Origin of the sequence: Agarilytica rhodophyticola, from assembly GCF_002157225.2 — a bacterium.
Taxonomy (GTDB): domain Bacteria; phylum Pseudomonadota; class Gammaproteobacteria; order Pseudomonadales; family Cellvibrionaceae; genus Agarilytica; species Agarilytica rhodophyticola.
Genome location: NZ_CP020038.1, coordinates 5,859,757 through 5,880,003 on the forward strand (window position 1 = coordinate 5,859,757; position 20,247 = coordinate 5,880,003).

Sequence of the window (20,247 nt, forward strand, 5' to 3'; positions counted from 1 at the left end):
AGACTCAAAGCATGGCTAATTTAAGCATGGGAATAATGATTAACTTTATAAAAACCACGATTATCATTGCTTAACCAATAGTTTTTAATGCGAAAGTTAATAAATAGACAAAGAAAAATAACGATTATCCTAATAAACCCTGATCCATTAAATGGTTGATTGAGTGTAGCAATCACAGCAAACAAACCGATAACAAAAATGACTAGATGTAGCTCTAGGCTGTGATATAACCACGCGTAATACCACTTACGAAAACTCCCCACAATTGCTGAGACCTTGATAACAAGAAATAACAGCATAATCAAAATAGGCAATACACTCACGGAACCCGAACCATCTGATGCACTTGCTTCAGGAGAAGGGCCTGACCCACTATCACCTGAGGCCAGTGCAATGGACATAAACAAACTCATCAAAGGGAAAAAGCTCACCATAAGAGGAATTATTATGCTTAACGTCTTTCCCGACATTTCATATTTCATCTAAAGTGAACTCTCTTGAACGGTGTGAACAGTTTTTTTTCTTTCTTGTCGATAATGCTTAAAAGGTCTGTAAATATACTTCCGCCATAGTATCTTGACTTCACTAGGCAACACTAACAATGCGGGAGTTATTAAAAGTGTCAGTACAGTAGAAAATATCAAGCCATATACAATAGCGCTCGCCAGCGCAATCCAATAAGAACCAACCACACCACCGTACACTACCGTACGATTTAGCATATCCACACTAACGCCCATAGCAAGAGGCATTAAGCCTAATATTGTCGTTGCCGTGGTTAAGAATACCGGCCGCAAGCGCTGAGTGGCAGCAATAACCGTAGCTTCCTTAACTGTATATTTGATTTGTGTGGCTCGAATATAATTGAACGTATCTATCAGTACGATATTGTTGTTAACAACAATTCCCGCTAGAGCAACAATCCCGACTCCGGTCATAATCACACTAAACGTAGACTGTGTGAGGGTCAACCCAAGGAAAACACCTGCCGTCGATAAAAATACGGCAGAAAGTGTTAAAAAAGCCTGATAAAAACTATTAAATTGCGTAACTAGAAGAATAAACATTAGAAAAGAGGCAAGAGCAAAAGCAACCATTAGAAAAGCAAAAGATTTATTCTGCTCTTCGTTCGCGCCGCGAAATGTAACGGTAATTGAATCATGAACGGGATGGTCAGCAAGCCATTCTTCAATTTCTTTAACTTTATCATCGGCCAATACACCCTCTTCCACGTCAGCTAACACACGCACATATTCTTTACCATCTATACGGCTAATTTTATCAACCTTAGGTTTTGGTACGCGCTTAACAAAAGTGCTGACAGCTACAGGTCCATTCGTTGTATTGACCATAAGCTTATCCAACATTTGTAAGCCGCGGAAGCTTTCTGGATAGCGGATACGGATATCTACTTCATCATCCGCGTCGTCTGGCCGGTATTCACCAATTTTAATACCGTTAGTTACCAACTGAACGGAGCGCCCAACTTCTAATACGCTGGCTCCTAGCTGCGCAGCAAGCACTCTATCTACTTCAATACTCCACTCAATTCCCGGCAAAGGTGTTGTATCGGTAACATCACGCAAACCAGCAATATTCATTTCAAGTTCTTTTCTCAAACGACGGGCTGTTTCTATTAAGTGTTCTCCTGTCACAGACTCCAGTTGAACTTGCACAGGCTTGCCTACTGGGGGGCCACCATCCATAGGAATGGCATTGACAATAATCCCCGCCATTCCTTCTGTTTTCCTGCGAATTTCCGCATATACCTCGTGAGTAGATCTTCCCATCTCCTCCGGCGTATAAGTTTCGACTAATATTGTTCCAATTTGATCTTTTTCTGGAGCCCTTGGGCCAACCTGTTGAGGCGCAGAAATATCTACTGTTGAATATGCAACCTTAACACCTGGCACTTGATTAACAATTTGCTCAACCTCAGCAGCAAGATCTTGTCCTTCATCCACCGATAAATTCCCCTGTGCGCGAATAGTTACGAAGCCTTGCACCTGCTCTGTCTTAACAAAAAATTCAACACCTGCGTTAAATTTACTAAACGCAAGGAAGATTCCAATAAGCAAATAGAAAGCACCGCAAAACAGCGCGAAAGGATGATGGACAATACTCGATAGAATACGGGCATATTTGCCGGTGATACCTGGTAGTTTATAAGGTAATTCTGACTCAAGGCGTTTTAAATATTCAACTGTTTGCGGCTGCATTTTATTGCGACCAAGTAATGCGCCTAAAACTGGTGCAAATAATAGGGCATACAATAAAGAGCCTACTAACACCGCAAATACAGTCACTGGTAAATAACGCATGAATTCACCTGCGACCCCCGGCCAAAACATTATTGGCAAAAAGGCAGCAAGGGTGGTTGAGGTCGAAGCTATCACCGGCCATAGCATGCGTTTAGCTGCTATTTGATAAGCTTCGGAGCTGGATAAACCTTCTGCCATTTTTCGATCTGCGAACTCAACAACAACAATGGCTCCGTCAATCAACATACCGAGTGCCAACAACATGCCAAATAAGACCATAAAGTTAAATGAGTAGCCTAGCTGTTGGATGATAATGGCAGAAAACAATAGGGAAAAAGGAACACCTGCTCCAACCAAAATACCAGAACGAAAACCAAGGGCAGCGACAACAATAATCATTACTAAAACCATTGCTGTTAAAATATTGCCCTGCATCTCGTTAATCATACCTAGTGAAAACTCGGACTGATCCATTAAGAAATCTAACTTTACGTCACTAGGTATAGTTGAACGCATCTCTTCTACAACCGCACGCACAGCCTTAGTGACTTCAATGTCATTTGCGTCATTGCGCTTTTTAACCTCAATAGACATAGCTCTTACGCCGTTAACAGAGGTATATTGGCTTGCGTCTTTAAACGTTCGGTTTACAAGTGCAATGTCCCCTAGAGTTACCGCACCATCTGTTGTAACTCGCAAAGGCAACTGAGCAACGTCATTCTTTGTCTCAATTAAACCAGGCACTTTTACCGCAAAGCGTCCTTCACCAGTATCAAGCTGTCCGGCTGGAATGAGTAAGTTGTTATTATTAATCGCGTTATACAATTCAACACTGGTGATGCCATAATGTTCGAGCCGAGCCGGATCTATTGTGGCTTGCACAACTTCTTCACGAGAACCACGTAAATTCGCCTCTAATACATCTGGGATAGTTTCGATTCCACGGCGAACTTGCTGGGCCGCCTGATAAATAATACGCTCTCCTGCTTCTCCGGATATGGTCACAATAATAGTGGGCGTATCATTCGCAGATACTTCTTCTACGCTAGGTTCTTCTGCTTCTGCAGGTAATTCAGATTTACCACGATCCACAGCCGATCTAACATCTTGTACGGCCTGTTTAATATTAATATCGGCTTCAAATTCTACAATGACATAGGAAACGGTTTCACGCGATGTAGAACGAATTTCTTTCAAGCCCTCTAGGGAGCGTAGCTCTTTTTCCATCGGTCGAACAAGCAATCGCGCACCGTCCTCAGGGGAAATACCATCTTGCGATAAAACAACAAAAACAATAGGAACCGATGGCGTCGGAGATGCTTCAATAGTCATCGACATACGAGCAACAATACCAGCTATAACTATAAGAGCCATGACACAGATGGTCGCTCTCGAACGGCCGATCGCGTTTTTTAAGACACTCATAGAGCACTACCCGCTGAGACATTGACACTAGTTTTCGAACCCGCCTTTTGAACCGCAACTTGGCTACCGACACTCACATATTCTTGACCAACTGTTATTAATGTAACTTTTTCAGGGAGTCCCGTTATCCATACACCATTAGCCGAGTCACCAACCAACTCTACCGTAACTTGTCTAACAATATTCTTTTCGTCCAATGTTTTTACCGCGATAACACCATCGCCTACCAATGCTAATAATGATGGGTTAATAAGGTGTGCACTTACAGTACTTGTGAGAATTTCAAGTTCAGCACTCAAACCGTCTACAAATTGATAGTCCTCATTTGCAATCTCGACATCAATTTTAAACGTACGCGTGTTGGAATCTGCAACTTTAGAAATATAACGAACCTTGCCTAGGTGCTCTGAACCATCAAGAAATTTTACTTTGGCGGTATTATTTTCATGTAGGTGCATAACATCAGATTCAGCAACGTGCGCAGTAATTAGCAGAGGAGAAAGCTCAATTAAACGCGCGCAAGCAGTACCAGATTGAACATACGCACCAGCATCAATAAGTCGTTGCTGTACGACACCATCGAAAGGAGCCCGTATAGTTAGACGCTCTATTGTCAGGGAACTCGCTTTTAATTCCGTTTGGGCAATAGCCAGATTTGCTTTTGCTTCGGCAATTTGCGTCTTCGACTGATAACCACCATTCTTTAGTCTTAACGCACCTTCAAAATCAATTTGCGCTTTATCTCTTTGTGCAATTGATTGTTCTAAACGCAGCTTGCGATCTTGTGAATCAAGAACACACAAAGGATCACCTTTTTTTACAAGGCTCCCTTCTTTTGCTGGAGTGGCAAGTACCTGCCCATCTACTTCTGCGGCCACATCTACAGAGCGATTAGCTTCTGTTCGCCCTCGCGCATAAATAGGTAGAATATATTCGGATGCAAAGCTTTCTTTTGCTTGAACTAAAAATAATTCTTCCGATTCCTGGTTTTCCTGAGCGTCTTTCGCTTCCTGTTTCTTACCGGATATAAAGCCTGTAACCATCCATACCATCAGCGCCAACGCTAAGCCAGCCGCCAATCGATAGTTAGCGTTCCATTCTTTAAAATTCATGAATACTTTCCTAATAGAGACTCTTTTTTTATTTTATCACATTCAAAAGTGCCATTAATAATAGCTATTGAAAAAATCACCTGATTAAAGTTTCCGATTCTTAAGATGTCATAAGAGGAGTTAATATTTTTGGCCTAAATATAAGTAATAGGCCGATCATATTCATCGTCACAGAATGACACTTTTTATTAGAATAGAGGCCGCCTTATTCGAAAGCAGCGGGCACCTGAAAGGTATCGCATTGTAAAATATGTTAAATAGTTTCAAGGGAGCTAAATAACATATGCCATTTAACCCCGGTATGTGACAATCATAAGCCTACAACGATAGATTATACGCGATATTGTCATACAGGGTTCAATCATGCGTGACCTAAGGCACTGAGACTTATGAAAACTTCAAATAGAGGTTGAATTTTAAACGATAAACCAGTGGAATATCAACCGAGTGCACGTAGTGAGGCTGAATCTAGATCGGCACGCTGATTGATGGATAAACGACTGTACTCGCTATTCCAAATGACTAATAACTTAGCGAGCTCTCGTGCTTGATTATCTAAATCCCGCAATTCACTCAGCGTATCTTTAGGACCACTATATACTTTAATTTGGCGATGAGCTGAGGAAAACTCTTGATCGGGATATGCTACACGATACATCTCCAAACGCCATCTTAAGTTATGCACCATATTGCGGTAATAAATGAGTTTAGTAGATAGGGATATATTATGGACTTCTTCCAGCTTGCCAAAAATTTTAACATTAGTGCCAAACACCAAAACTTTCCGGGAATTACTGTCAGCGACTACTGTTGCAATTCTCACGTGATCAAATAGAACAGCTAAACCACCAAATACCTCACCAGGCGTAATAAAGTTTACCACCGTATCACTGCTATCGGCCTCCCCAGATTTAACCTCAAGTTGACCTTTGAGCAGAAAATATAGCCACTCCTCACGCTCACCTTTTTCAAGCACTACTTCTCCAGGCTGGTATTCGATAATTCTAGAGTGCTGGAGCAGAAGCTCATATTGATACTGATCTACTTGCTTCACGAGCTTGTAAAATGGCACTGATGATAATAAGCGATCAACAGATTCTCTAGGGCAGTTGTGAACAGGTTGTACATCCATAAGTAAGGCTCAATAAATCTTACGGCATGAAATTTGCCAAGTCTTTAATATAAAACATTGGCATTAATTTAACATAGCATAGATGAATAAGAATTAACTAAAATTTCAATTTCTCCCATAGCTATTCGATTTTCAACCTACAGGTTGACGAAAAAACAATCAAAGCGAGACATATCGTTTCTTACTAAGTCAAATTATAGAGTGTCTGTGGGTGATAAACATAAGATATGTAAATGTTTTCTTAGGCGTCAGACACCTATTTTACGATTACCCTAGAATATTTTACACCAATAAAGAAAGAGGGAGTTGTGATTGGTTAACAGTTTGATTACATTAAGGTAAAGTAACTAGCTAGAAACTTTACAAAACCATCAACAAATTCAAACAGCAACTATAATTATATTTATAGTGACAACATTAAATATAACGATTGAATATAACAAAAAGATACAAGTTATCTGAGGTTATCACAATAAGAAATAGCCATTATTGAAATGTTTTTTAACATTGTGCTAAAAGCTATTTTTTACTAGAAAGAGTCAAGTTTACAACAATTTTGGAAACATTATGGAAAAGATAAATAATACGTTTAGCCTCAGGTTCTTCTTTCTAAAATGCGTGTCTGCGCTCATAATTTTTGGCAGCGTAGAAGCTTTTTCAGACCCTTTATTGAACGGAGTCGCGATACATCGAGAGTTAGGTAAAGAACACTTTGTAGCCGGTCTATATATATCGACTTTGTCCAATTCACCTAATACCATTTTATCGAGTCAAGAGGATAAAAGGCTTCAGGTACGTGTTTTAGTTCCACAATTATCGAATAGACGCTTTAAGCGTATGTGGATCGAAGGTATGGCAATTAATGCAAGTTCTGATGAGCTTAAAAGGCACGCTAAAAATATGGCAGCCTTTAGTAACCTTTTAAAAATTAAAATGATATCAGGAGATATTTTCACCGTTGATAGATCCAACGACGTAGTCAGCGTATCTGTTAACGGAACGTCACTGGGACAAATAGATGATCCTGCATTTTTTGATTTACTCTTACGCACGTGGATTGGTCCGGTACCGCTATCTTCAGAGTTTCGTCAAGCACTGCTCACCAACGGTGATGTTAATCCTGACGTACTTGCAAGGTTTGAAGGTACACGGCCAAGTGATGAACGTATAGCAGTAATTGAAGGTGCTGTGAACGCTAAACGTTCGGAACAAACTGATTTAGGCGCAGCTTCATCAGCGCCTAAGATTGCTGCACCAACACTCAAAACATCGGTATCAGCACCAAAAGTTACTGCGCCGGCAAATACAGTCGCCATTGCAGCTCCCAAAATAGCAACCAGCACACCAACACCTAAGCCTAAACCAAAACCCACGCCGACTCCTGAACCTCAACAAGTGGTATTAGCACCTGCTGAAGAACAGCTAGATGAGAGTATATTCGACGATAGTGACGACGATGAATTCACTGCAGAAGGGCTTTTGAAAGAGCAACTGTATTACTCTCAGTTAGCAAAATATACTCATCGTTATCTAAAATATCCTCAAAAAGCATGGGATAGAGGCCGAGAAGGAAATGTTAGGCTCAGAGTGACTATAGATAGGGAAGGACAAGTAAAAAACACTGACATCGTCAGCCAAGCTCCTTTTAGATCTTTGAACAGAGAAGCAACCAAAGCGGTAAAACGCGCAGCACCCTACCCTTCTATGCCCGACGAAATCCCAGGTGAAGAATACACTTTTACATTTAGAATCGCCTTTAAAATAGTCGACTAATCCCACCAGAGTGACCGGGGCAGAACTATGCCCCGGACTAAAAGCGCTCATTTAGATACTTTATTTGCACCCCAGAAGGCTGCATTTAACGCACACCTCGCACCAACCTAAAGCATTTCACGCCATCCCCAATGAAAAACGCACAAAATTAAGGCATTTTTTTGAAGTAATACTGCGGCTCATTGCCTACATATTCAAAATTATTCTCGCTTTGCGCCTTCGGATTTTCTCGTGCGTGCTATGTTTAATAATGTCATTGATCACAATTTAACGTTATTCATACCGAGTAAAAACATGTCCGATCCATCACCTGTTGCGTTAGTGTGCGAAAAGCTAACTGAGCGCATAGAAAAAAAACAACTTCAAGTACCCATGCTCCCCGAAGTTGCAGGTAAAGTTGTTAGATTAACGCAAGATCCCGAATCCGAATCAGCAGACTTAGCTAAGCTCATACAAAGCGATCAAATTCTTGCAGCAAAAGTTATGCGTATTGCTAACTCCGCAGCCTATAGCCCCAACAGCTCAATGGTGTCATTACAACAGGCGATTACACGCCTGGGAATGAAACTCATTACAGAAATAGCACTATCAGCTTCAGTCAATACAGAGTTATTTAACACACCTGGATTCGAATCTCACATTGCTTACGAAATAAAATATTCATTGCTCACAGGTTTATGGGCAAAAGAGGTTGCCAGAGCCTGTCGAAAAAACGTAGAAGCGGCTTTCCTAACGGGTTTATTACACGACATTGGACGCCCTGTGGCAATACAAACAATACTTGAGATTACGCGCAAGCTGGATATTAATTTAAGTAAGGCGGATGTGTTTAAAATAGAAAACAAATTTCAACAAGAAATCGGCGTTAGTGTCGTTAAAAAATGGGAAATGCCAAATTCAGTATGTCAATCTGTAGAGTTTTTTCATAATTATTCTTCTCCTCATAGTACCCAAACGCAAACAATGCTTGTTTTTGCTGGGGCTCTTATCTCTCACCACTTTATCTGCGAAGAGACAGAAGGAGAAAAAGCCGAATGTATGACGATAGAGGAAGTTAAGGAACAACCTGTATTTGGAGATCTTAATCTATACCCAGATCAGATAGATGAATTACTTGAAAAAGAAGAAGCAATTAACAGTACACTAGAGGCTATGTCAGAGTGAACTCACGTCAATACGATATGATTGTTATCGGTAGTGGCCCAGCAGGACAAAAGGCTGCCGTACAAGCAGCAAAGGCAGGACAAAAAGTTGCTTTAATCGAAAGGGACAGAGAGTTAGGTGGCTCCTGCGTTCACCGAGGAACAATTCCATCAAAAACTTTACGGGAGAATGCTCTACGGGTTAAAAATATGCGGATGAATGCCGCCATTGCTAATTTTGAATTAGCAGAAGATCTGGAATTAATTACCTTAATTAACAGGTTGGAAGAAGTTCTTGCAGCCCATGATAATTACATGCGAAAACAAGTAGAGCGCAGTAATGTCGAATTAATTCATGGGCGGGCAAAATTCTTGTCAGCAAAGTCTATCGAGATAAATAAAGTACGTGGCAAACCCGAAATTTTAAATACTGAATACTTTGTGATAGCCACAGGATCATATCCAAGAACGCCAGATAATATAGATGTCGATCACGAACATATTTTTGATAGTGATTCCATTCTCTCAATGATGTATTTACCCAAGAGCTTAACAGTCTTAGGAGGAGGCGTTATAGCCAGCGAATACGCTTCTATCTTTCAGGCTCTAGGGGTTAAAGTCACCATGGTAGACAAGTACCCTCAACCATTAGGTTTTCTAGATAAAGATTTAACAGAAAAATTTGTTCATGCTTTTGAAAGTATGGGAGGAAGGTGGCTAGGGCAAAAGACTGTTAAAAAAGCATATTGGAATGGCTTCGATGCTGTCGTTACTGAGTGTGAAGACGGTGAGCATATTTCAAGTGACAAATTACTCTGCGCAGCAGGCAGGCTCGCCAATATAAAAGATTTAACTATTGAAAATGCAGGCCTTAAAGTAAACCAAAGAGGCTTAATAACTGTTGACGAGAATTTGAGAACTGAAGTTACAAATATTTATGCCGCAGGAGATGTCATAGGGCCTCCATCCCTCGCTTCAAGCTCAATGGAACAGGGACGAAGAGCAAGCTGTAATGTGCTAAATATTGATGTCGGAGAAATGCAAAACCTTATCCCATCAGGCATATATTCGATACCAGAACTGTCTTCTGTTGGCTTAAGTGAAACACAAGCGAAGGAAAAGTTCGGAGATATTTTAGTAGGCAAATCTCACTTTGAAGAAGTGGCCAGGGGCCAGATATCCGGTATCCAAGATGGTATGCTGAAAATAGTATGCGACAGCGTAGGTGAAAAAGTTCTAGGCGTCATGATTGTCGGTGAGGGAGCCACGGAATTAATCCATATAGGACAAATGGCACTAATTGCCCATGCGGATGTAGACATTTTTGTAGAGAGCATATTCAATTTTCCAACACTTGCTGAAGCCTATCGTGTGGCAGCATTGGATATCATCGGACAAAGAGATAAAAAGAAAAATAATACTTAATATGATAATTTCCTAAGAATATGTGCAAAGGATTAGCACGGTCTTAGTCAGCAAAACCAATAATGATGTTTTTTGCGCCAAATAAGCGTGATTAAAAACAAATTGTTTACATTCCTATAAATACTACTTAATCTCTAAACTATTTAGAAAAATAATAAAAGTAGACCTGTCACTAATTTTCTACGAAGTTTGTAATGCCTTGTAATGTTGGAGAAACTTACCATCTGGTAAATATTACTTACCCTGAAGGCTTTAAACTAGATCTTAAAATAATGGAGATATCGTTATGCCAAACCTGGACGCTACCGCAAATACCTTAAATAAATACCCCGATATCGACAAAACACTACAAAATGTTAAAGAAGACAGCATTAATCTTACGGAAGAAGCTATTGCCCAAGCAGCACAAGAAATCACTCAAGAGGTTAAAGCTGTTGTAGATGATGGCGACATATCAACCAGTCGAGTTAAGAGATCCTTTAGAAAATGGATATTTGATCAACTTGATCGTGTCGGACAGACAGCAATCGCACTTATCGCGGCAACGATAGTAGCACTCCTAACTCCTCTACTAGTTAAGTTGGAATTAATAGATGAGTGGCAAAAGCTTAGTAACGAATATTCATCTGTGCTAACTGCTAGCGTAGGCAACAATGAGATACTAGAAAAAACGGTGACCATATCGCAAACAGCTGAGCAATTAGAAAATCAAAACACCGCTTTGATAGAAGCCTTATCTGCGATTGAAATCGGAATCGATGGCCTTAAGAGTTCGGATACGATAGCTTCGAACAAGTCTAACATAGAAGCACTTAGGTCTGATATAAAGGTGATGCTAGAGGCCCAAAGCCTAAAGTTAGATAATCTCAGAAATCGCCTAGCTGAGACCACAAAACCTGCGAGTATAGTGACTCGTAAGGTGCCCGTAGGTAAAATTAGTTCACCTGTTTTTGTAAGAAAACTTGAGAGTTATATAAGTAAAGGGAAATCACTACGAACAAAACCATCGGATTTAAGCAATGCTAATCTTGATGCCTGGATTGGAGAGGTTTATTTTTTTGTGAGCATGATGCCATCGAAAGATTCTGAGTTAAATACTGTAAAGTCTCACTTATATAAAATTTATTCTGCTCAAAAACCCTTTTCTGATCCAAATTACCGATTAAACCAAGCTATTATGGTGCTCAATGCAGTTCACAGCTGGGCCAAAATTCCAGGCTAAAATTTACAGTGATAGCAATTGAAATACTTATGGGTGTTGCCATAGAAGACAACACCCTAAAGTTAATTAATAGTAATTAATATTTTTCTTGAAAATGCATCTTGATTATATACATTTTTCCTTTACAAATTATTCACTATTCGCGACCAAGCAAACAAATTGGTCGAACAACACCCATAGAATAGCTGGAAACCATATTACTAAGCTACTCACAGCTAGCCATTCATAGCCTGCAACTACGCTCTTAATTGTTGGGTGTTCGCTTAACAGAAGTAGCGCGCTCACGGCGAGTAAGAAAGAAAAGCTCGTAAATAACATTACGAGAAAATTGAATACTTTCTTTGCTTGTTTGGTTTTATAAAAAAAATCAAATTTAACAAATAGTTTCATTGAAATGTACTCCTCATCAATTAACGAGTTAAAAACCTCCTATATTCAATGTTATTTTTTCCTAATTTTAGGTGCCATGCCTTAATTATTACATCGATTTAATTATCACATCTGTAATTTGAAACTACTTCAGTGATTTCAGCACTTAGCCCAAATACTGTATATAATAACAGTATTATAACACAACATTTCTACTCTTTCGATAAACGGCTAATCTCATGTGGTTAGCCTTTTAGACAATAGAAAATAATCTAATACTGCCAAACAAAATAGAAATACTTTAAAACGTGACGCAATGATACTTTATGCGTCAAAACCTTAATACATATATTCAAATCAAAAAACTAAACTGAACAACATATGAATATTTAATTTTAATTAATACTCATTAATAACTCTTTTATATCCCGATTATAATAAATAAATATTAAAAAATAATTTGCACAGAATCACAGAATTGCATTAAAACGATATTTTTAGATGAAAATTAGAATTTAACGTCATGTTTTTATTTAAATAATCATCATATAAAGTGACAAAATATTAAAAGCGTTCTTCAACACTAGGGTCCGTTAACACTAATTTAATAACATCTGCTGCTATATATATTTTTCGTATCTTAGACACTGTGAATGATATTTGCTTGCTCCAAAAGATCGAACAGCAACTCAGAATACGAGTAAAATACTTTTAGCCATCTGGATCGCAGCCGCAACACATCATTTGTCGTTATTCATCGCTTATTTGACTCATCAAACTGCGCTTCTCTCGCCTAAAACTAGTGTGTTATGAGTGTAACAAGAGCAATTAAAATTAGTATTGATAGGTCTAATATATGGTCATTTATAAAAATGATACTGCTTATATCTAAAATTTAAGACACACTTCACATAAAAACTGTTTTGTCTATATTTTGCTTAGAAAAAGAAGTGATAGATTGCGACAGAGATGTAGGAGAGAATTATGGTTGTAATGACTAAATAAAACGAGGAAAAGTACCGTAGACAATGTAAAAGCACTATTAAATGACATTCTTCAAAGCTTTTTTACTTAACAATAGAAGCTCGATAAATTTAAACTGTTCTAGGAAATCGTGAGAAATAGTTAAATGTATAGTGGATGTTTCTACTTAAATTTTACACTGTTACCTTAAGAGGATGTAAATGATAAATAGAAATACACCGTCAATAGGGTGAGGCTAAATATACATTTAATTAATTAAAATATAGCCTCACTAACTTGTTCTATTGAATGACTTCGCGTGCGTTTATAGCTTGCAAGGGCCTATTGTTATCATGAGGTATAACGCTAATAAACTTTCTAACTTGCCTTTGGGAAGCATTGTTAATATCTTTCATGACAAACCAACGAACACCTTCAGAGCAAGGTGGTGTTGTTAAAGAGCCATTAAAGCGATAATAAGCATGCTTTTCAGGAAATAATTTACTAGCATTAATTTTATTGGGTAACATATGTTTATCACCTGAGCTTGCAGACATATACTCCCAAGCTTTTTCTAGTTCATTATTATGTTCTCCATGGTCATATAATATTGCGATAACAGCTAAGTTACCAGCCTTATCTGCATGTACAAAATGTCCCTCTAAAGGATAGGATTTACCTTCAATATTATTTTCGCTTGGTGAGTGAAAGTGGACTTGTTTAAGTTCAAAAGTTCGTCCTTCTACTGTCATAGTATTACCTGGTGCAAAATTCACTTGTATTGTGTGCCCGTTATTAACAACTTCTGTACCACTTTTACTATATTTGAGTTTAAGATCCGGCAGAGAGCCTTCAATCATATTTGTGAGATTAATGGGTGACTGATTTTTCCCCTCGGCACACATAATATATGATTGATCAAGTCTGCCCCATGCATCGGGACCATTATCGCCATAATATTCCCAGTGAGGATTTTCAGAAGCCATTGACTGCATTGCAAAGACTACTGCAAACAACGCAATACTAAATATAGATACACTGATATTTATCTTATTCATTCTCGTGAAACCTCCTTAAAGGTGCTTATAATACAAACCCTATCTTTTCTTTATTCAATCAAATAGAGGAATATTAAATCTAGCAAAACAAAAATATTTTTAAGTTAAAATTAATAAACGTCAAATATAAATATGCATTTAATATTTTAGCCAATTTGTATGACTCAACAAACAAGCATATATGATTGGTTTTTTTGGGGAGTAGATAGATATTCAATAAGAGTGGTTCTATACGTGTAATCTTTATTACTTACTATTAGCAATATTTTATTTTTATAAAAACCACACATAAAACCTTCATGTTTAAAAGATTAAGCATTAAATATCGAGCATATGATATTTAAAAGGAATGTACTGCACGTTCAACACAAACTTGGAAAAGAGCTAAAATGTGTGTTTTATATATTTCTTATCACAACAAAATCTAAAAATTATCGCTGGTAAGATTCAATTTTTTTAATTATTCGCCTCAAATCATCTATATGAAAAGGTTTTTCTAAGAATTCATCAGCACCATAACTAAAAGCTCTATCTTGTAAGGATTTATCTACAGCAGATATAACTAAGATTTTTCCAATTTTACGCTGCCTAAGTGATTGCAGTACACTAAAGCCATCTATTTTTGGCATTTGTATGTCTAAAGTCATAAGAAATGGATGCTTTTCTGCATATAAAACACCGGCCTCAAACCCATTATTAGCGATTAACGTGTTCTTTCCTAACTGCCTTAAAATGCGAGCAATAGACTTAGCCATACCAATATCATCGTCCACAACTAATACCAAATTATTATCGACAGTTATATTCTTATCACTTATTAGTAATTCTTTAGGTAGAGGCATTCCATTTTTTAGCATAAAAGAGACTAAGCTCTCTTTTGGTATTCTGTTATCACCCCGAGTGCCAGGAAGCTTATGAGATATTAGATAATCTTTATTGATCCAATTAATAACCGTTCGAAGTGTTACACCACATAAGGCCGCTACCTCTCCTGTAGTAAAAAAATCATCGCCTTTCAATTTATATATCCTAAACTTTATAACTAAGAAAATTCATTTGAGCTTAATCAAGAACAAACAACTATTACTCATTTGTTTTTTTTCATGTTATTCCTATTATATATGTAATTCCTATCAATATCAGTAATGCAGAGATGGCAGTTATGGAGTCCGATAAAACAAACTATATTCCTAAAGTTCTGTTTGTGGATGATGAAAAGTCTGTACTCAAATCCCTTGCTCGATTCGGCAGAAGGCGGTCGTGGGAGGTATATACTGCAAATTCAGGAGCAGAAGGCTTAGAGGTAATCGAAGAAGAAGATGTTGATTTTGATGTCATTGTTTCAGATATGAGAATGCCGGGTATGACGGGAGATATTTTTTTAACAAAAGCACGAGAACTTTCACCCAACACTACACGCATATTGCTTACTGGCTACTCGGATATTGAAGCTATTGAATCTGCAATCAATAACGCAAAAATTTATAACTATATTACTAAGCCTTGGGACGAGAGCGACCTCGATGAAGTGGTAAACAGAGCGATAAGCCGTCACACAGAAATACGCAAGCGCGAAGCAAAAGCTAGTGTTTCTGAAAAGCAAAATAAAAAATTAAGTAAGCTCGCTCTGTTACTAGATAAACAAGTTAAAGAAAGAGCCATGGAAATTGATCAAGCTCTTGGTTTACTAGAAAGCGCTAATGAGAGAGCAGAACAAAATTTTTATGACTCGTTAGGTATTATCAATCGTGTAATGGAATGGAAGGAAGGTCGAGATTCTGGCCATGCAAATTTCGTTGGTAAATATGGCGAAAAAGTTGCTGAAAAGCTGGAGTTTGATGGAGGTACTATAAAAGATTTAAAACTTGCAGCTATGCTCCATCGTATTGGAATGCTATGTCTACCTGACGAAATTCGGACGCGTTCTGTATTTAACTTGAATCCCGAAGAAAGAGAACTCTATCAACAGTACCCAGTATGGGGTGAGATGGCATTATCCAGTTCCCCAAATTTATCAAATATTGCCAAGATTGTTCGCCACCATAGGGAAGCAGTTAATGGAACCGGTTTTCCAGACGAAATTATCGATCAAGATATTCCTATTGTATCAAAAATTATTGCCGTCATCGGAGATTTTTACGACGCATATAATGGCCGTCTAGAAAAAAGTATCAGTGGTCTAGAAGAAGCTAAAGATTATATAAGTAAGTGGGTAGGGAAACGTTATGACACAAAAATAGCAAATGCGTTTTGGGATGTACTAGACGATTTTGATGTACATTTAGGTAAGAAAATAGCAACAAAAACAAGAGACCTTAAAGAAGGAATGACGTTGGATGAAGATATCCGCTCAGGAAGTAATGCCTTATTACTTGCAAGAGGCGTAGTACTTAACGAAACAATGATAAAACACTTGGAAGATTACGAAAGAAAGTTCAATGAAGAGCTTGATATTCGTGTTGTGATAAAAGAGTCTGATTAATATAGAGGTGTCTTATGAAAGGTGTAGTATTTATTGCTATTAACGACATGGTTGAAGATAAGTTTGGTATAGAAACTTGGGAAAGTATTCTAAATGAAGTCAACCCAAAAAACGGAGGCATATACACGTCTACCGAAGACTACCCCGATGAGGAGGTTGTGAGTTTTGTGATAGCAATTTCTAAAGCACTATCTGTGGACACAACTGAAGTTACAAGAAGTTTTGGAACATTTCTATTTGGTGAGCTTAACCGCAAATATGATATTTTTACCAAATTAACTGATAATTTATTTGATTTCTTGTGCAGCATAGAAAATGTTATACATAAAGAGGTGCGCAAACTATATGAAAATCCTAGTTTACCTTCTCTCGATTGTCAGAAAATTAACGATAGTGAATTACTCGTTAAATATTCATCTCCACGTAAATTATGTTACTTAGCAGAAGGTCTAATTTTAGGAGCTTCTGAGTTTTATAATGAAGACATTACTCTCAAACATGAATCATGTGTACATAGCGGCGACGATGTTTGTAGATTACGAGTGACTAAAAATGCCTGAAGTGGATTATAAAGCGGCGTACGAGCGTCAAAAGAAAGCTCGCGAGATAGCAGAAAACAATTTGGAAAATAAATCTCGAGAGCTATTTGAATCTAATCAATCATTAGTACAAGCGTATAACAGACTGAAAGATCAAAAGGCTCAGTTACTTCACCAAGAAAAATTAGCATCGATCGGTCAATTGGCAGCTGGAGTTGCACATGAAATAAATAATCCAACAGGTTTTGTAAAGAGTAACTTGCGTACTATGGTATCCTACGCCCAAAGTTTTACTAAAATTGTAGAATCATATGAAGATTTGATTAATGATACTAGTAACGGCGATACAGAAATAAAATCTAAAGTAAAAAAAATTAGGAGAAAGAACGATTTAGATTTTATTATGGAAGATATGTTCGACTTACTAGAAGAATCATTAGAAGGTACAGAGAGAATTGAAGATATTGTTATGGGCTTGAAAAATTTCGCACGCCCAGACCAAGACGAAAAGCAACTATTTTCACTTAATGAGTGTATCGAAAGCACGCTAAAATTGGTCAACAATGAAGTTAAGTATAAGGCTGATATAGAGTTAGACCTAGGCGAAATTCCCGAGATTGAGGGAAAACCAGGTGCGATAAGCCAAGTTATTTTGAATCTTGTGGTCAATGCAGCTGACGCCATCCCAGAGCATGGCAATATTTTTATTGCGACAGCTGTAGATAAAAAAGAAATTAAAATGTCGATTAGAGACAACGGCTCAGGAATACCTCAGGACATACTGACCAAGATATATGACCCCTTTTTTACCACGAAAGAAGTTGGGAAAGGTACGGGCCTGGGCTTAGCAATATCTCACGGAATTATACAAAAACACGGAGGTCGCTTAACAGTAGAGAGTAAGGAAGGTGAAGGTACAGAATTTACTATAGCCCTGCCAGTAACAGAACAGAGCTAAGTATTCGTGTTTAAAGTGCCATATCCATATGGCTGTACAATAAAGAATTGCATGAATAAAGCTTCTTATATATCGAAGCCATTTATTAGGTGATAACACAAAACATTATAACAAAGTAATAGCTATTCAAATCGTCATTAAAATTTAATCAAAGTAGTTATATTCCAAATCAACACCACTGTAAGATGTATAACCACGAATACTGATATGCCAAGTGCCTGCTTGTGGGTTGTTGAAAGTACAGGTCTCTTGGTTGCCAGTCAAATAAGGTCGACAGTCGTATGTGGACACTGTTGGCAGTGCATTGCGACGTACGTAAAGATCGGCATCTCCTGTACCTCCAGACATTTTTACTTCGAAGCGAGATGTACCAGCAGGAATACTAATATTATAATTTCTCCAGCGCCCTTCACTACCAAATACATCTGTTTGTTGTCCACCACCGTTGCCGTTACCACTACCGCCACCTCCAGTGCTGCCATCACATTGATTTCGATAAATACAGTCTACCCACTCAGGGTTGTCAACGAAGGGGCTCCTATTGCCTTGGAAAGAAAAGATAACATCGTTACGCTCTCGTTCATCAGCATCTACAGGGTCTTGCTCATGCCACTCTAGCAATGTTGAAAGCAGTCCCATATAAGCAACGGATTCATTGTTACCTGTACGCGAGTTGCTAATCAAGCTGGTATTGTCAGTTAAGCGTAGATCAGGTTCTGATGCCCCAGTAACACCATGGCTTCCACCTTCATAACGTAAATCCATATAAAACATTGCGCGAGCAATATCACCACGTCTGTCTTTCCATACTTCCCAGCTGTTCGAGTCGACCCAGTTTGAATCCCCAGGATAGCCTCCCCCCTGACCGCCATGGCCATCGTTTGCTGTCGTTGCTTTTTCTGAACAAGAGGGACTGCAATTATCAAAGTAATGGTTACTACGTGAAGAGTTATAGCCTATGTCTGCGGCAAAAAGATGATGTGTATCTGTATAGGGATAATTTCTACTATTATCATCAGGAAAACCATAAGACTTTGGCCAACTATGTTCGCGGTTATATAAACTATTACCACCGCCTTGCTTAACATAACTTATATTGCGGTATATAGTCGTTACATTTGAACTGTTAGTTTCATCCTGATCTGCGCGCTCTAAAATATCCCATGTATCTGTTGATGAGGAGGTATAGGGAAAACGTTTATGATCATCAATCACATTGTGTAGGCTGCTGCGTAAAGCAGCTGCTGAACTTTGATCGACACTGTTATAGTAATTTGCAGGTGGAGCGGCAAAAGCATTATTCATAGCGCCTAAAGTAATGGGTAATATCAGTATTGATTTAACTCGCGCGCACAGCATTATTTTTTTTGCAATCATATTTTTATACCTTGAAGGGAAACTAACTATGGGATTTCGTTTTTAACGATAACAATAAAAAATGACAAATTTGTTGAAACATTACTAATTCATAACGTATTGGTCAGAAAACACCATAGTAAAATTTTTATAGTGCACTCTAATATGGCAATAGATTATTAGCTTTTAACAATAGTTAAATCAGTATTCTTATAGAGTTTATAAGATTTAAATTTAACTATCGAATCACATTTTTCTCATGCCTTTCGTGCTATCTCATGATTATTTAAAAAACTAAAATGCTATATATGTTAAGTTTATATTTGGTTTCCACATGAAGTCCTCATTCTCTATTCTTATTTTCGGTGTCGAATTATTACAATTTATTTCGTACTGATAATTAAAAAATTCTGTAAATCTCAAATAAGAAGTTTTCGAAAATTTTTTAGATACCGATAAAACAGAAAAGCGACTAGGAAACTAGTTAACGATATATTATGGTAAGAAATTTAAACAATACATTGGCATAATATTATTTGCTTAAAAATAATGAATACTTATTTAATGGACTAGCTGTACATTTTAAATTACTGGCCTTAGCTTATAAGTATAAAAATTAAGAGTGGCGTAGTTTTTGCTATTCATTCCCCCGTTCATTTTTTTTGCGACAGTGAACACAAATAAAGCGGAATTAAAGCGGCATCTATATTTTCTTAGCATGTGAATGATCGCCTCAAACAGATCAAAAAACACACAAAACAGTTAAAAGTTAGAAGTTTTGTCACTTTATATTGCGTATTATCCAATTTCGTTCGTTGACTAAGAGGTCAGAATTATCAAATGACATGGCTAGTGTTAGCCAAATAGTAGAAGCGCTTTAATTCTTACGAAACAGAGTAAAAATGTTGCCCGTAAGTGTGCACAAAAAATTAATAAAAATTTCATAAAAATGAAAGAAGGCAGTAAGTGGCGCCATCTAGGCTTGCCACCGCCTTTTACAAGAACTTAATAATAAGCGCCACTCTCGGCG

The 20,247-nt window shown here is 37.9% G+C and carries 15 protein-coding genes; 7 read left to right on the forward strand and 8 right to left on the reverse strand.

All coding sequences use genetic code 11. The features are described from left to right. Nucleotides 1-20: 20 nt before the first annotated feature. The 4 genes from BVC89_RS24265 to BVC89_RS24280 all read right to left on the reverse strand — a co-directional run bounded on the left by BVC89_RS24265 (nucleotide 21) and on the right by BVC89_RS24280 (nucleotide 5,930). Nucleotides 21-482, reverse strand: coding sequence for a hypothetical protein (locus BVC89_RS24265; RefSeq protein ID WP_086933689.1), 462 nt, complete (start codon nucleotides 480-482; stop codon nucleotides 21-23). Beyond that, nucleotides 483-3,686 (reverse strand): efflux RND transporter permease subunit, encoded by a 3,204-nt coding sequence (locus tag BVC89_RS24270; RefSeq protein ID WP_086933690.1) that lies wholly within the window; start codon nucleotides 3,684-3,686, stop codon nucleotides 483-485. Next, complete coding sequence (locus BVC89_RS24275) at nucleotides 3,683-4,798, reverse strand: efflux RND transporter periplasmic adaptor subunit (RefSeq protein WP_086933691.1); 1,116 nt, start codon at nucleotides 4,796-4,798, stop codon at nucleotides 3,683-3,685. Before BVC89_RS24275 ends, BVC89_RS24270 begins: the two co-directional genes overlap by 4 nt. A 439-nt stretch (nucleotides 4,799-5,237) precedes the next feature. After that, nucleotides 5,238-5,930: a cyclic nucleotide-binding domain-containing protein gene (locus BVC89_RS24280; RefSeq protein WP_086933692.1), complete on the reverse strand. Its 693-nt coding sequence runs from the start codon at nucleotides 5,928-5,930 to the stop codon at nucleotides 5,238-5,240. Between the two features lie 567 nt (nucleotides 5,931-6,497). On the opposite strand from BVC89_RS24280, the gene BVC89_RS30625 reads away from it, so the two are divergent. The 4 genes from BVC89_RS30625 (at nucleotide 6,498) to BVC89_RS24300 (ending at nucleotide 11,492) form a co-directional block, all read left to right on the forward strand. Continuing rightward, nucleotides 6,498-7,703 carry a TonB family protein gene (locus BVC89_RS30625; RefSeq protein WP_086933693.1) on the forward strand — a complete coding sequence of 402 codons (1,206 nt, stop codon included), beginning with the start codon at nucleotides 6,498-6,500 and terminating at the stop codon, nucleotides 7,701-7,703. Nucleotides 7,704-7,997: 294 nt separating this feature from the next. Continuing rightward, the gene (locus BVC89_RS24290) at nucleotides 7,998-8,867 is read left to right on the forward strand and encodes an HDOD domain-containing protein (protein ID WP_086934736.1); all 870 of its coding nucleotides are present in this window, start codon (nucleotides 7,998-8,000) and stop codon (nucleotides 8,865-8,867) included. After that, nucleotides 8,864-10,270 (forward strand): Si-specific NAD(P)(+) transhydrogenase, encoded by a 1,407-nt coding sequence (gene sthA, locus BVC89_RS24295; RefSeq protein ID WP_086933694.1) that lies wholly within the window; start codon nucleotides 8,864-8,866, stop codon nucleotides 10,268-10,270. Before BVC89_RS24290 ends, sthA begins: the two co-directional genes overlap by 4 nt. A gap of 286 nt (nucleotides 10,271-10,556) precedes the next feature. Next, nucleotides 10,557-11,492: a hypothetical protein gene (locus BVC89_RS24300; RefSeq protein ID WP_086933695.1), complete on the forward strand. Its 936-nt coding sequence runs from the start codon at nucleotides 10,557-10,559 to the stop codon at nucleotides 11,490-11,492. A 129-nt stretch (nucleotides 11,493-11,621) separates the two neighbouring features. On the opposite strand, the gene BVC89_RS24305 is transcribed toward BVC89_RS24300, so the two are convergent. The 3 genes from BVC89_RS24305 to BVC89_RS24315 form a co-directional block, all read right to left on the reverse strand. Then, complete coding sequence (locus BVC89_RS24305) at nucleotides 11,622-11,882, reverse strand: hypothetical protein (RefSeq protein WP_086933696.1); 261 nt, start codon at nucleotides 11,880-11,882, stop codon at nucleotides 11,622-11,624. A gap of 1,244 nt (nucleotides 11,883-13,126) precedes the next feature. Continuing rightward, complete coding sequence (locus tag BVC89_RS24310) at nucleotides 13,127-13,882, reverse strand: carbonic anhydrase (RefSeq protein ID WP_216825040.1); 756 nt, start codon at nucleotides 13,880-13,882, stop codon at nucleotides 13,127-13,129. A gap of 431 nt (nucleotides 13,883-14,313) precedes the next feature. Continuing rightward, nucleotides 14,314-14,901 (reverse strand): response regulator, encoded by a 588-nt coding sequence (locus BVC89_RS24315; protein WP_086933697.1) that lies wholly within the window; start codon nucleotides 14,899-14,901, stop codon nucleotides 14,314-14,316. A gap of 143 nt (nucleotides 14,902-15,044) precedes the next feature. Between BVC89_RS24315 and nosR the strand changes: the two genes are divergently transcribed. Genes nosR through BVC89_RS24330 form a run of 3 tightly spaced genes read left to right on the forward strand, consistent with a single transcriptional unit; the run spans nucleotide 15,045 to nucleotide 17,861 of the window. Next, complete coding sequence (gene nosR, locus BVC89_RS24320) at nucleotides 15,045-16,364, forward strand: response regulator c-di-GMP phosphodiesterase, NosR family (protein WP_158658102.1); 1,320 nt, start codon at nucleotides 15,045-15,047, stop codon at nucleotides 16,362-16,364. Nucleotides 16,365-16,378: 14 nt separating this feature from the next. Beyond that, nucleotides 16,379-16,924, forward strand: a complete 546-nt coding sequence (locus tag BVC89_RS24325; RefSeq protein ID WP_086933699.1) for a heme NO-binding domain-containing protein — start codon at nucleotides 16,379-16,381, stop codon at nucleotides 16,922-16,924. After that, nucleotides 16,917-17,861 carry a sensor histidine kinase gene (locus BVC89_RS24330; protein ID WP_086933700.1) on the forward strand — a complete coding sequence of 315 codons (945 nt, stop codon included), beginning with the start codon at nucleotides 16,917-16,919 and terminating at the stop codon, nucleotides 17,859-17,861. Before BVC89_RS24325 ends, BVC89_RS24330 begins: the two co-directional genes overlap by 8 nt. Before the next feature lie 144 nt (nucleotides 17,862-18,005). Here the strand turns inward: BVC89_RS24330 and BVC89_RS24335 are convergent, their stop codons facing one another. Then, nucleotides 18,006-19,238, reverse strand: coding sequence for an endonuclease (locus BVC89_RS24335; RefSeq protein WP_086933701.1), 1,233 nt, complete (start codon nucleotides 19,236-19,238; stop codon nucleotides 18,006-18,008). Nucleotides 19,239-20,247 lie beyond the last annotated feature (1,009 nt).

What these genes read in the sequence shown, in the direction of transcription:
- BVC89_RS24265 (WP_086933689.1), bottom strand. Translation starts at nt 482, where the DNA reads ATGAAATATGAAATGTCGGGAAAGACGTTAAGCATAATAATTCCTCTT.
- BVC89_RS24270 (WP_086933690.1), bottom strand. Translation starts at nt 3,686, where the DNA reads ATGAGTGTCTTAAAAAACGCGATCGGCCGTTCGAGAGCGACCATCTGT.
- BVC89_RS24275 (WP_086933691.1), bottom strand. Translation starts at nt 4,798, where the DNA reads ATGAATTTTAAAGAATGGAACGCTAACTATCGATTGGCGGCTGGCTTA.
- BVC89_RS24280 (WP_086933692.1), bottom strand. Translation starts at nt 5,930, where the DNA reads ATGGATGTACAACCTGTTCACAACTGCCCTAGAGAATCTGTTGATCGC.
- BVC89_RS30625 (WP_086933693.1), top strand. Translation starts at nt 6,498, where the DNA reads ATGGAAAAGATAAATAATACGTTTAGCCTCAGGTTCTTCTTTCTAAAA.
- BVC89_RS24290 (WP_086934736.1), top strand. Translation starts at nt 7,998, where the DNA reads ATGTCCGATCCATCACCTGTTGCGTTAGTGTGCGAAAAGCTAACTGAG.
- BVC89_RS24300 (WP_086933695.1), top strand. Translation starts at nt 10,557, where the DNA reads ATGCCAAACCTGGACGCTACCGCAAATACCTTAAATAAATACCCCGAT.
- BVC89_RS24305 (WP_086933696.1), bottom strand. Translation starts at nt 11,882, where the DNA reads ATGAAACTATTTGTTAAATTTGATTTTTTTTATAAAACCAAACAAGCA.
- BVC89_RS24310 (WP_216825040.1), bottom strand. Translation starts at nt 13,882, where the DNA reads ATGAATAAGATAAATATCAGTGTATCTATATTTAGTATTGCGTTGTTT.
- nosR (WP_158658102.1), top strand. Translation starts at nt 15,045, where the DNA reads ATGGAGTCCGATAAAACAAACTATATTCCTAAAGTTCTGTTTGTGGAT.
- BVC89_RS24325 (WP_086933699.1), top strand. Translation starts at nt 16,379, where the DNA reads ATGAAAGGTGTAGTATTTATTGCTATTAACGACATGGTTGAAGATAAG.
- BVC89_RS24330 (WP_086933700.1), top strand. Translation starts at nt 16,917, where the DNA reads ATGCCTGAAGTGGATTATAAAGCGGCGTACGAGCGTCAAAAGAAAGCT.
- BVC89_RS24335 (WP_086933701.1), bottom strand. Translation starts at nt 19,238, where the DNA reads ATGATTGCAAAAAAAATAATGCTGTGCGCGCGAGTTAAATCAATACTG.